This is a genomic window from Pseudomonas sp. B5(2017), from assembly GCF_002112825.1.
Taxonomy (GTDB): domain Bacteria; phylum Pseudomonadota; class Gammaproteobacteria; order Pseudomonadales; family Pseudomonadaceae; genus Aquipseudomonas; species Aquipseudomonas putida_Z.
The window spans coordinates 19282-30773 of sequence record NZ_NEIR01000005.1 but is presented as its reverse complement, the minus strand read 5'-3'; the positions used below and the strand labels follow the sequence as shown (position 1 = coordinate 30773).

Annotated in this window: 10 protein-coding genes; 9 read left to right on the top strand and 1 reads right to left on the bottom strand. The window is 65.2% G+C overall.

What is annotated here, in order from left to right:
• The gene (locus CAG00_RS08930; RefSeq protein ID WP_085664076.1) at positions 1 to 768 is read left to right on the top strand and encodes a TerB family tellurite resistance protein; all 768 of its coding nucleotides are present in this window, start codon (positions 1 to 3) and stop codon (positions 766 to 768) included.
• Positions 769 to 906: 138 nt separating this feature from the next.
• On the opposite strand, the gene CAG00_RS08925 is transcribed toward CAG00_RS08930, so the two are convergent.
• A complete protein-coding gene (locus CAG00_RS08925; protein ID WP_085664075.1) occupies positions 907 to 1905 on the bottom strand; it encodes an alpha/beta hydrolase family protein in 999 nt (332 codons plus the stop codon).
• A 94-nt stretch (positions 1906 to 1999) separates the two neighbouring features.
• On the opposite strand from CAG00_RS08925, the gene CAG00_RS08920 reads away from it, so the two are divergent.
• The 8 genes from CAG00_RS08920 (at position 2000) to CAG00_RS08885 (ending at position 11450) form a co-directional block, all read left to right on the top strand.
• Positions 2000 to 4387: a PAS domain S-box protein gene (locus tag CAG00_RS08920; RefSeq protein WP_085664074.1), complete on the top strand. Its 2388-nt coding sequence runs from the start codon at positions 2000 to 2002 to the stop codon at positions 4385 to 4387.
• A gap of 7 nt (positions 4388 to 4394) precedes the next feature.
• Entirely contained in the window at positions 4395 to 5027 is a 633-nt protein-coding gene (locus CAG00_RS08915) for a response regulator transcription factor (protein ID WP_170929296.1), read from the top strand.
• Positions 5028 to 5322: 295 nt separating this feature from the next.
• Positions 5323 to 6447 (top strand): ABC transporter ATP-binding protein, encoded by a 1125-nt coding sequence (locus tag CAG00_RS08910; protein ID WP_012270208.1) that lies wholly within the window; start codon positions 5323 to 5325, stop codon positions 6445 to 6447.
• Between the two features lie 40 nt (positions 6448 to 6487).
• On the top strand, positions 6488 to 7522 hold the full coding sequence (locus tag CAG00_RS08905) for an ABC transporter substrate-binding protein (protein WP_085664073.1): 1035 nt from the start codon (positions 6488 to 6490) through the stop codon (positions 7520 to 7522).
• Between the two features lie 157 nt (positions 7523 to 7679).
• Positions 7680 to 8927 carry an ABC transporter permease gene (locus tag CAG00_RS08900; protein ID WP_013970602.1) on the top strand — a complete coding sequence of 416 codons (1248 nt, stop codon included), beginning with the start codon at positions 7680 to 7682 and terminating at the stop codon, positions 8925 to 8927.
• A gap of 11 nt (positions 8928 to 8938) precedes the next feature.
• Positions 8939 to 9766: an ABC transporter permease gene (locus CAG00_RS08895; RefSeq protein WP_013970603.1), complete on the top strand. Its 828-nt coding sequence runs from the start codon at positions 8939 to 8941 to the stop codon at positions 9764 to 9766.
• A gap of 194 nt (positions 9767 to 9960) precedes the next feature.
• Complete coding sequence (gene rpe, locus CAG00_RS08890; RefSeq protein WP_075044416.1) at positions 9961 to 10635, top strand: ribulose-phosphate 3-epimerase; 675 nt, start codon at positions 9961 to 9963, stop codon at positions 10633 to 10635.
• The gene (locus CAG00_RS08885) at positions 10632 to 11450 is read left to right on the top strand and encodes a phosphoglycolate phosphatase (RefSeq protein ID WP_085618962.1); all 819 of its coding nucleotides are present in this window, start codon (positions 10632 to 10634) and stop codon (positions 11448 to 11450) included. The genes rpe and CAG00_RS08885 overlap by 4 nt, the downstream gene beginning before the upstream one ends.
• Positions 11451 to 11492: the final 42 nt, after the last annotated feature.

Here is an 11492-nt window from a genome sequence, read left to right as displayed (position 1 = left end):
ATGTGGTGGCCAAGCACGGTGATTGGTGCCGGTGCCGGCTTTGCCGTTGCCAGCATCCCCGGGGCCTTGCTCGGCGCGTTGCTCGGCCAGGCCATGGACCGCCGCCTGCGTTTGCAAGGCTGGGAGGACATGCGCGAACGCCTGGGCGGGCGTCCGGCCTTGCAGGACGATGAGTTGCTGTTCGTGATGCTCGGGCGCCTGGCGAAGTGCGATGGCCGGGTGGGCGAGCAGCATATCCAGCAGGCGCGCCAGGAGATGGTGCGCCTGGACCTGGCCGAAGCGGCCCGGCTGCGTGCGATTGCCGCGTTCAACCGTGGCAAGGCGGGCAAGGACCGGCTGGGTGGGCACCTGCGGCGCATTCGCCAGCAGCCGCATGCGGCCGAAGGCACCCTGCGTGCCTGTTGGCGCATGGTCTGGGCCGACGGCAAGATGGGCAACAAGGAGCGTGAACTGCTGTTGGACTGGGGTCAGAAACTGGGCCTGAGCCGGCGGCAGGTGCAAGCCATGTCGCTGGAGTACGAACCACGCAAGGCGGCGGGGCCGGAAGGGGTCGCCATGACCTATGCGGCGGCGTTGCGCTTGCTGGCGGTCGAGGCGGATACCGATGCCGACAAGGTCAAGCAGGCGTATCGTCGGCTGGTCAGCCGGCACCACCCGGACAAGCTGGCGGGCACTGGTGCCAGTGAGGCGCAGGTGCGTGAAGCGACCGAGCGGACCCGGGAGTTGCATCAGGCCTATGCAATGATCCGTAAGCGGCGCGGCCTGTAAAAGCGGGGGCGCTTCGCACCCCTTTCGCGACACAAGGCCGCTCCCACAAGTACAGCGCAGCCCTCGGGTTTTGCGCGGCACCTGTGGGAGCGGCCTTGTGTCGCGAAAGGGCCGCAAAGCGGCCGCAGCATTCCTGGATCAACCCTGCGGGTTCATCCACCCCCGCACCCGGCGGAACAGTTGCTCCTGCTCGGCCACCTTGTTCCCCGGCATGGCAATCAGCGACAACTGCCGGTACTGGCTGTCCTTCTGCCGCTTGCTGGCCTGCAGGCGCTGCGCGGCAGCATTGCGGTCAGCGCTGCGGGTGGCGTAGTAGATGTCGGCAGTCGGCACTTTCAAGGTCGGCGCCAGGCTTTCCAGGTCATGCTCCACCCGCGCCGGTGTCTGCGCGGCAACCATCACCAGTTTCTGCACCTGCGGTGGCTGTTTCTCGCTCAGGTAGCGGGCCGCCCAATACGCGCCGCTGCCATGGCCGATCAGCACGATACTGCGGGCGTTGTGCTGCTGGGCAAAGGCCACCGCAGCATCCAGGCGGGCGAAAATGCGCTCGGCATCGGCCGGGTCGGTTTGCTCGCTGGCCTGTTTGGCGTCAGTGCTTTCCGCGGTGTCGGCATCGGCTGCGGTGGCCTGGGCGACGTTGGCATTGGCATCGGCCGGCACGTCCTTGGCCGGGGCGCTTTCGCCGTTGTCTGGCTGCGGCTCGGCAGCCGGCTTGGCCTCGACCCGCGCCTGCGGGCTGTCGGCAAGCAGGTCGGGCAGGCTGATGCTCAGGCTGTGCCAGCCGATATCGGGGAACTTCTGCCGCAGCGGGCCGACCGCATTTGGCCAGTCAGCCGTTTCGCCAGCCCCCGGGACGATGATGACCGCCCCCTGCGGGTCGCTGTCGTTGGCCGGTTTCCACAGGGCCAGGAAGCTGTCGGCACCGGCCTGCAGGGTCTGCTGTTCGGCCTTGGGCACCAGCCGCTCCAGCGCCTGGGCGTCCTCCTGGCTGCGCTCCAGCAGCGGCGGGCGAGGGGCTTGGGCAGCGGGTGCCTCGGTGGTGGTGGATGGTTTTTCGGCATCGGCGGCCAGGGCGCCGAGTGGAAGGATCGAGGCCAGGCAGCACATTGCCAGCGTCGTGCGATAAAGTGTGGACATGAGTCAACCCAGGGCCAGAATGATACCGGCAGCCTAATAGTATTTGCCCGTGACGGCCATGCTGCATGGCCGCCTTGCCAAGACGAGCGTGTAGATGAAGCGAGTGCGTCGCCTGTTGGTTATCGGCTGCTTTTGGCTGCCCTTGATTGCATTGGCCAGTCCCGAAGCGGTGCCCACGGTTGCCCTGGAACCGGCCCAGCAGCAATGGCTGGATACACACCGCAGTCTGCGTGTCGGCCTGGTGTTGCAGGCGCCCTACGCTCAGTTCGACCGGCGCCTGCAGCAGCTGTACGGGGCCAACGTGGAACTGGTGAGCAGCCTGGCGCAGGCGCTGCGGCTGGACCTTACCTGGCGCAACTTCGCCGACCAGGCCAGCCTCGAGCATGCCCTGCAGGCCGGCGAAATCGACTTTGCCCCGGGGCTTACCCAGACCCCTGCCAGCCTGCGTCTGTGGCTGTTCAGCGACCCGTACATGCGCGTGCCGCAACTGGTGGTTGGGCCGCGCACCGGGACCATGGCCGTGGAACTGGAAACGCTCGAGGCCGAGCAGCGGGTGGCGGTGCGCATGCCCAGCCAGCTGGCGGACTACCTGCGCGGCAACTACAGCAACCTCAACCTGCAAGGGGTGCCCAGCGAGCGCGAGGCCTTGCAACTGGTGGTGGGCGGCCAGGCCAGTTTCGCAGTGCTGGACGAAGCCCAGCTCAGCCGCCTGTCGCGCGAAAGCGAGTTCGGCGAGCTGGCGGTGGTCGGCGATATCGGCCTGCCGCAACTGTTGCGCATCGGTTCGCGGCGCGACTGGCCACTGCTGGCCGATGTGCTCGAGCGTGGCCTGCAGACGCTGCCGGCCAAGGAACTGGAGCAACTGCACCAGCGTTGGCTGCAGCCAAAGTACCCACGCCTGAGCGAGTCGACGGGGTTCTGGCAGAACCTGGCCCTGCTGTTCGGCATGCTGCTGTTGTGCGTGCTGGCCACCCTGGTGTGGCAGCGTCGGCAGCAGCGCCAGCTGGAGCGCAGCCTGCTGGCCACGCGCGAAAGCCTGGTGGAGCGGCAGGTGCGCGAAGAAGCGTTGCGCCTGAGCCAGTTCGCCATCGACCAGAGCACGGTGGGCATCCTCTGGGTCAACTGGGACAGCCACGTACGCTACGCCAACCATGCCGCCGAGCGCATGCTGGGCTATGGCGAAGGCGCGCTGCTGGAGCGGCCGCTGAGCGACTTTGAACCCAGCCTGACCATGGACCGCTGGCTGGAGCTGTGGAAGGGCGCGCGCACCGGGGCGGGCGGTGTCGGCCAGTTCGAGACGCAGTGCCGCCGGGCTGACCAGAGCCTGCTGCCGGTCGAGCTGTCGCTGAGTTTTCTGCGCTTTCGTGATTCCGAGTACCTTGTGGTTTACCTCGCCGATGTTACCGAGCGCCACCGCGCCCTTGCGGCCCTGCGCGAAAGCGAGGCGCGGCTCAAGGGCATTGCCGGCAACGTGCCGGGGTTGGTGTTCCGCCTGGAGCGCGACCCGGCCGAGGGCGACCTGGAATTCCCCTACATCAGCGAGGGCAGCGAGGCCTTGGTGGGCTATTCGCCCAGCGAGATCCAGCACCCGCAGATGGGCCTGCGCAACCTGGTACATCCCGAGGACCGCGCCGATTACCACCGAGTGCAGGACCTGGCCCTGGCCAGTGACCAGGACTGGTCCTGGCAGGGGCGCATCCTCACCCGCCAGGGTGAACAGCGCTGGGCCGACATCAAGGCCAGCACCCGGCGCCTGGGCAACGGCCAGGTGGTGTGGGACGGCGTGGTGTGGGACATCACCCAGGGCAAGCGGGCCGAGTTGGCGCTGGCCAGGTCCCAGGAGCAGCTGCGCGAACTGTCGGCCCACCTGGAGAGCGTGCGTGAGGAAGAAAAGGCCCGCATTGCCCGGGAAGTGCACGATGAACTGGGGCAGATGCTGACCGTGCTCAAGCTGGAGGTGTCGATGTGCGAGCTGGCCTTCGCCGAGCTGGACCCGGGCCTGAACGAGCGCCTGACCAGCATGAAGCGCCTGATCGCCCAACTGTTCCAGCTGGTGCGCGACGTGGCCACCGCCTTGCGCCCGCCGATTCTCGATGCCGGCATCGCCTCGGCCATCGAATGGCAGGCGCGGCGCTTTGAAGCACGCACGCAGATCCCCTGCCTGGTGCAAGTACCGGATAATCTGCCAGCATTGAGCGATGCCAAGGCCACCGGGCTGTTCCGTATCCTCCAGGAGGCGCTGACCAACGTGATGCGCCATGCCCAGGCGCACAGCGTGGAGATCGAACTGGTGCGTGAGCACGGGCAATTGCGCATGACTGTCAGCGATGACGGCCAGGGCTTTTGCCGCGACCAGCCACGGCCCACCTCGTTCGGCCTGGTAGGGGTGCGTGAGCGGGTGCTGATGTTGGGCGGCAGCATGGCGCTGGACAGTGAACCGGGCGAAGGCACCAGCCTGAGCGTGGCCATACCGTTGGAGTAGGAGAGCGATCGTGATTCGAGTGCTGGTGGCCGAAGACCACACCATTGTCCGTGAGGGCATCAAGCAGTTGATTGGCCTGGCCAAGGACATGCAGGTGGCGGGGGAGGCCGGTAACGGTGAGCAGTTGCTGGAAACCCTGCGGCACACGCCGTGCGAGGTGGTACTGCTGGATATCTCGATGCCGGGTGTGAATGGCCTGGAGGCGATCCCGCGGATCCGAGCGTTGCACGACGCCCCGGCGATCCTGATGCTGTCGATGCACGATGAAGCGCAGATGGCGGCGCGGGCGCTGAAGGCCGGGGCGGCGGGCTATGCCACCAAGGACAGCGACCCGGCGCTGTTGCTGACCGCAATTCGCCGGGTTGCCGCTGGCGGGCGTTATATCGACCCGGCGCTGGCCGACCGCATGGTCTTCGAAGTGGGCCTGACCGAGTCGCGGCCGTTGCACACGCTGCTGTCGGAGCGGGAGTTTTCGGTGTTCGAACGCCTGGCCCAGGGCGCCAACGTCAACGACATCGCCCAGCAGCTGGCGCTGTCGAGCAAGACCATCAGCACCCACAAGGCGCGCCTGATGCAAAAGCTGAAAGTGAACTCGCTGGCTGAGCTGGTGAAGTACGCGATGGAGCACAAGCTGGTCTGAATGCGACATGCGCTTCCTGCGTCCTGTAGCGAATCCCTGTGGGAGCGGGTTTACCCGCGAAAGGGCCTGACCTGCCATCTGCGGTGCCTGGCTGGCCTCTTCGCGGGTGAACCCGCTCCCACAGGGGCGCGCCGGAGGGCTGAGAGAAGTATTCCAAACCCGCCATCTTTGTAGGGGAATCCCTACAACAAATCTTCCATCCGGATGATGGCATTCTCTCAGCACCCCCGATTTTCCGGCGCTTGCCGCTTGTCTAGTCTTTGCCTACGCAGTCATCCAACAAGAAGGTGCAGGCATGAGCGAGGCGAAGTCGAACGCTGCAACCAGCGAAACGCTGGTCAGCTTCCGTGGTGTGCAGAAGAGCTACGACGGCGAGTCGCTGATCGTCAAAGACCTCAACCTGGATATTCGCAAGGGCGAGTTCCTCACCCTGCTTGGCCCGTCCGGCTCGGGCAAGACCACCAGCCTGATGATGCTGGCCGGCTTCGAAACCCCCACCGCCGGTGAAATCCAGCTGGCCGGGCGCTCGATCAACAACGTGCCGCCGCACAAGCGCGACATCGGCATGGTGTTCCAGAACTACGCGCTGTTCCCGCACATGACCGTGGCCGAGAACCTGGCCTTCCCGCTGACCGTGCGCAACCTGAGCAAGACCGACATCAGCGAGCGGGTCAAGCGGGTGCTGAACATGGTCCAGCTCGATGCCTTCGCCAAGCGTTACCCCGGCCAGCTGTCCGGCGGCCAGCAGCAGCGTGTGGCCCTGGCCCGGGCATTGGTGTTCGAGCCGCAGCTGGTGCTGATGGACGAACCGCTGGGCGCGCTGGACAAGCAGCTGCGCGAGCACATGCAGATGGAGATCAAGCACATCCACCAGCGCCTGGGCGTGACCGTGGTGTACGTGACCCACGACCAGGGCGAAGCGCTGACCATGTCCGACCGGGTGGCCGTGTTCCACCAGGGTGAAATCCAGCAGATCGCTGACCCGCGCACGCTGTACGAAGAACCCTGCAACACCTTCGTCGCCAACTTCATCGGCGAGAACAACCGCATCAACGGCACCTTGCTGGCCAGTGATGGCAAGCGCTGCCAGGTGCAGTTGCCGCGCGGCGAGCGGGTCGAGGCGCTGGCGGTGAATGTCGGCCAGGCCGGCGAGCCGGTGACCCTGTCGATCCGCCCGGAGCGCGTGCGCCTGAACGGCCACAGCGAGAGCTGCGTGAACCGCTTCTCGGGCCGGGTGGCCGAATTCATTTACCTGGGCGACCACGTGCGGGTGCGCCTGGAGGTTTGCGGCAAGGGCGACTTCTTCGTGAAACAGCCGATTGCCGAGCTCGACCCGGCCTTGGCCGTGGGCGATGTGGTACCGCTGGGCTGGGAGGTGGAGCACGCCCGCGCGCTCGATCCGATTGCCGAAGCCCATTGATCGATTGCTTCACCAACCCTGTACTGTGGAGAGAATAATAATGCGCAAGCAGTTGAAACTGACCGCCCTGGCCCTGGGGCTGTTCGCCGCTGGCCAGGCCATGGCCGCAGACCTCACCGTGGTCTCGTTCGGCGGTGCCAACAAGGCGGCCCAGGTCAAGGCGTTCTACGAACCGTGGGAGAAGGCCGGCAAGGGCAAGATCGTCGCAGGCGAGTACAACGGCGAGATGGCCAAGGTCAAAGCCATGGTCGACACCAAGAGCGTGTCCTGGAACCTGGTGGAAGTCGAGTCGCCAGAACTGGCCCGCGGCTGTGACGAGGGCATGTTCGAAGAACTCGACCCGGCCCTGTTCGGTAATGAGGCCGACTACGTGCCGGGTGCCATCCAGCCATGCGGCGTGGGCTTCTTCGTATGGTCCACGGTGCTGGCCTACAACGCCGACAAGCTGAAGACCGCACCGACCAGCTGGGCCGATTTCTGGGATACCAAGAAATTCCCGGGCAAGCGCGGCCTGCGCAAGGGCGCCAAGTACACCCTGGAATTCGCCCTGATGGCCGACGGCGTGGCGCCGAAGGACGTGTACCAGGTGCTGGGCACCAAAGAGGGCGTGGACCGTGCCTTCAAGAAACTCGACGAACTCAAGCCAAGCATCCAGTGGTGGGAAGCCGGCGCCCAGCCGCCGCAGTACCTGGCCTCGGGTGACGTGGTCATGAGCTCTGCCTATAACGGCCGCATCGCTGCGGTGCAGAAAGAGAGCAACCTGAAGGTGGTATGGAACGGCGGCATCTACGACTTCGACGCCTGGGCCATCCCGAAAGGCGCCAAGGATGCCGAGGAAGCGAAGAAATTCATCGCCTTCAGCGTGCAGCCCGAGCAGCAGAAGATCTACTCCGAGAACATCGCCTACGGCCCGGCCAATTCCAAGGCCGTGAGCCTGCTGTCGGACGCGGTTAAGAAGGACATGCCGACCACGCCTGAAAACATCGCCAACCAGGTGCAGATCGACGTGGCCTTCTGGGCTGACAACAGCGAGCAGCTGGAGCAACGCTTCAACGCCTGGGCGGCGAAGAAGTAAACGACCAGCGTAGGGGGCCGCATTGCGGCCCATCGCTGGCAAGCCAGCTCCCACAGGGGGCCGCTGCCCTGGAGCCAGCGGAGTATCTGTAGGAGCTGGCTTGCCTGCGATGGGCTGCGCAGCAGCCCCATTTTCAGTTCGTATCGCGGAGTTCGCCATGGCCATTGCAGTGCCCCTCAAAGAAGGCGCAGGTCCAAGTCTCAAGCAGCGCCTCAAGCACGCCGAGCGGGTCAACCGCTGGAAGGCGCAGGCGTTGATCGCGCCGCTGGCGCTGTTTCTCCTGCTGGTGTTCCTGGTGCCGATCGCGGCGCTGCTGTACAAGAGCGTCGGCAACCCGGAAGTGGTTGGCGGCCTGCCGCGCACCGTGGGCGTCATCACCCAGTGGGATGGCAAGAGCCTGCCGGGCGAGGACGTGTACAAGGCGTTGAGCCAGGACCTGGCCGAGTCGCGCAAGAACCAGACCCTGGGCGACCTTTCCAAGCGCCTGAACATGGAGCTGGCCGGTTACCGCAGCCTGTTGGCCAAGACCGCGCGGGCGCTGCCGTTCAAGAGCGAACCCGCTTCCTATAAAGATGCCTTGCAGGCCCTCGACGAGCGTTGGGGCGACCCGGCCTACTGGCAGGCGATCCGTCGCAACACCAGTACGGTCACCTCGTTCTACCTGCTGGCTTCGCTCGACCACCGTATCGATGACCTTGGCGAACTGGCCAAGGCCACCCCGGACCAGGCCATCTACCTGGATATCTTCGCCCGCACCCTGTGGATGGGTGTGGTGATTACTGCCATCTGTCTGGTGCTGGCCTACCCGCTGGCCTACCTGCTGGCCAACCTGCCGACCCGGCAGAGCAACCTGCTGATGATCCTGGTGCTGCTGCCGTTCTGGACCTCGATCCTGGTGCGGGTGGCGGCGTGGATCGTGCTGTTGCAGTCGGGTGGCCTGATCAACAGCGCGCTGATGGCAATGGGCATCATCGACCAGCCGCTGGAGCTGGTGTTCAACCGCACCGGCGTGTACATCTCGATGGTGCACATCCTGTTGCCGTTCATGATCCTGCCGCTGTACAGCGTGATGAAGGGCATTTCGCCAAGTTACATGCGTGCGGCGATCTCGCTGGGCTGCCACCCGTTCGCCAGTTTCTGGCGGGTCTACTTCCCGCAGACCTACGCCGGGGTTGGCGCTGGTTGCCTGCTGGTGTTCATCCTGGCCATCGGCTACTACATCACCCCGGCACTGCTGGGCAGCCCGAATGACCAGATGGTCAGCTACTTCGTGGCCTTCTACACCAACACCAGCATCAACTGGGGCATGGCCACCGCGCTGGGCGGGCTGTTGCTGCTGGCGACCGTGCTGTTGTACCTGATCTATAGCTGGCTGGTCGGCGCCAGCCGCCTGCGCCTGAGCTGAGGAGCCTTGTCATGCTGAGCCCTTACATGTCGCCCGTGGAGCGGGTGTGGTTCTACAGCCTGCGCATTCTTTGCGGCTTGATCCTGCTGTTCCTCATATTGCCGGTGCTGGTGATCGTGCCGCTGTCGTTCAACAGTGGCAGTTTCCTGGTGTACCCGCTGCAGGGCTTCTCGCTGCAGTGGTACCAGGACTTCTTCGGCTCGGCCGAGTGGATGCGGGCCTTGAAGAACAGCATCATCGTCGCCCCGGCAGCCACGGTGCTGGCCATGGTGTTCGGCACCCTGGCGGCCATCGGGCTGACCCGTGGCGACTTCCCGGGCAAGTCGCTGGTGATGGCGCTGGTGATTTCGCCGATGGTGGTGCCGGTGGTGATCATCGGTGTGGCCAGCTACCTGTTCTTTGCCCCGCTGGGCATGGGCAACAGCTTCACCTCGCTGATTCTGGTGCATGCGGTACTGGGCGTGCCGTTCGTCATCATTACTGTGTCGGCGACCTTGCAGGGCTTCAACTACAACCTGGTGCGCGCGGCAGCCAGCCTGGGCGCCTCGCCGCTGCTGACTTTCCGCCGGGTGACCCTGCCGCTGATCGCGCCCGGGGTGATTTCGGGGGCATTGTTCGCCTTTGCCACGTCGTTTGACGAAGTAGTGGTGACCCTGTTCCTGGCCGGGCCGGAGCAGGCGACCCTGCCGCGGCAGATGTTCAGTGGTATTCGCGAGAACCTGAGCCCGACCATTGCTGCGGCGGCGACCTTGCTGATTGCCTTCTCGGTGGTATTGCTGCTGACCCTGGAGTGGTTGCGTGGGCGTAGCGAGAAGCTGAGGACCCAGCAGCCTGGTTGAAGGTATGTTGCCTGTGCTGGCCTCTTCGCGGCTAAAGCCGCTCCCACAGGATTTGTGCAGCTTTCGATGTCTGCGCGGTCCCTGTAGGAGCGGCTTTAGCCGCGAAGAGGCCGGTCCAGGTTGATGCTAATCAGCCTTCATCCGCTTCCCTGGGTTACAATGCGCGCCACCGTGATTCTGCCAACAGGTGCGCCATGCAGCCCTACGCTATTGCCCCCTCCATTCTCTCCGCCGATTTCGCCCGACTGGGCGAGGACGTCGACAAGGTATTGGCCGCGGGTGCCGACATCGTCCACTTCGATGTCATGGACAACCACTACGTCCCCAACCTGACCATCGGCCCGATGGTCTGCACCGCCCTGCGCAAGTACGGCGTCACCGCCCCGATCGACGTGCACCTGATGGTCAGCCCGGTCGACCGCATCATCGGCGACTTCATCGAAGCTGGTGCCACCTACATCACCTTCCACCCGGAAGCCTCGCAGCACATCGACCGTTCGCTGCAGCTGATCAAGGACGGTGGCTGCAAGGCCGGCCTGGTGTTCAACCCGGCCACCAGCCTGGACGCGCTGAAGTACGTGATGGACAAGGTCGACATGGTGCTGCTGATGAGCGTCAACCCGGGCTTCGGCGGGCAGAAGTTCATCCCTGGCACCCTCGACAAGCTGCGCGAGGCGCGTGCGCTGATCGACGCCAGCGGCCGTGATATCCGCCTGGAAATCGACGGTGGCGTCAACGTCAACAACATCCGCGAGATCGCTGCCGCTGGCGCCGACACCTTCGTGGCCGGCTCGGCAATCTTCAACGCCCCGGACTACCAGGAAGTCATCGCCAGGATGCGTTCCGAACTGGCTCAGGCCCGCCCATGAGCGGCTTCGAGCAGCTGTTCCCGGGGACGCTGCCCAGGCTGGTGATGTTCGATCTGGACGGTACCCTGATCGATTCCGTGCCAGACCTGGCCGCCGCCGTGGACCGCATGCTGCTCGAACTGGGGCGCCCGCCTGCCGGCCTGGAGGCGGTGCGCCACTGGGTGGGCAACGGTGCCCAGGTGCTGGTGCGCCGGGCGCTGGCCGGTGGCATCGACCACGCTGCCGTGGACGATGCGCTGGCCGACCAGGCGTTGGCGTTGTTCATGGACGCCTATGCCGAAAGCCACGAACTGACCGTGGTCTACCCCGGTGTGCAGGACACCCTGCGCTGGCTGCGCAAGCAGGGCGTGGAAATGGCGCTGATCACCAACAAGCCCGAACGCTTCGTTGGCCCGCTGCTGGACCAGATGAAGATCGGCAACTACTTCCGCTGGATCATCGGCGGCGACACCCTGCCGCAGAAAAAGCCCGACCCTGCGGCGCTGCTGTTCGTCATGCAGATGGCCGGTGTCACCCCGCAGCAGTCGCTGTTTGTCGGCGATTCACGCAGTGACGTGCTGGCGGCCAAGGCGGCTGGCGTGCAGTGCGTGGGCCTGACCTACGGCTACAACCACGGCCGACCGATCCACGACGAAGCCCCCAGCCTGGTGATCGACGACCTGCGCGCATTGCTGCCCGGTTGCGCAGACCCGGCCACTGGGATAACGTTGGCGGACCTTCAAGCCTCACAAGACAGAGAGTCCACCGTGGCGGTTACCGGCAAATTCTGGATGAAAGTCATCAAGGCCCTGGCCCGTTGGCGTTGGCGCGCCTGACTTCAGCCTGCCGGCGCGTGCCGGCCCGTCCGTTTGCCTGAC

Excerpts from the sequence above, each read along its gene's own strand:
- CAG00_RS08930 (WP_085664076.1), top strand. The coding sequence starts at position 1 with ATGTGGTGGCCAAGCACGGTGATTGGTGCCGGTGCCGGCTTTGCCGTT.
- CAG00_RS08925 (WP_085664075.1), bottom strand. The coding sequence starts at position 1,905 with ATGTCCACACTTTATCGCACGACGCTGGCAATGTGCTGCCTGGCCTCG.
- CAG00_RS08920 (WP_085664074.1), top strand. The coding sequence starts at position 2,000 with ATGAAGCGAGTGCGTCGCCTGTTGGTTATCGGCTGCTTTTGGCTGCCC.
- CAG00_RS08910 (WP_012270208.1), top strand. The coding sequence starts at position 5,323 with ATGAGCGAGGCGAAGTCGAACGCTGCAACCAGCGAAACGCTGGTCAGC.
- CAG00_RS08905 (WP_085664073.1), top strand. The coding sequence starts at position 6,488 with ATGCGCAAGCAGTTGAAACTGACCGCCCTGGCCCTGGGGCTGTTCGCC.
- CAG00_RS08900 (WP_013970602.1), top strand. The coding sequence starts at position 7,680 with ATGGCCATTGCAGTGCCCCTCAAAGAAGGCGCAGGTCCAAGTCTCAAG.
- CAG00_RS08895 (WP_013970603.1), top strand. The coding sequence starts at position 8,939 with ATGCTGAGCCCTTACATGTCGCCCGTGGAGCGGGTGTGGTTCTACAGC.
- rpe (WP_075044416.1), top strand. The coding sequence starts at position 9,961 with ATGCAGCCCTACGCTATTGCCCCCTCCATTCTCTCCGCCGATTTCGCC.
- CAG00_RS08885 (WP_085618962.1), top strand. The coding sequence starts at position 10,632 with ATGAGCGGCTTCGAGCAGCTGTTCCCGGGGACGCTGCCCAGGCTGGTG.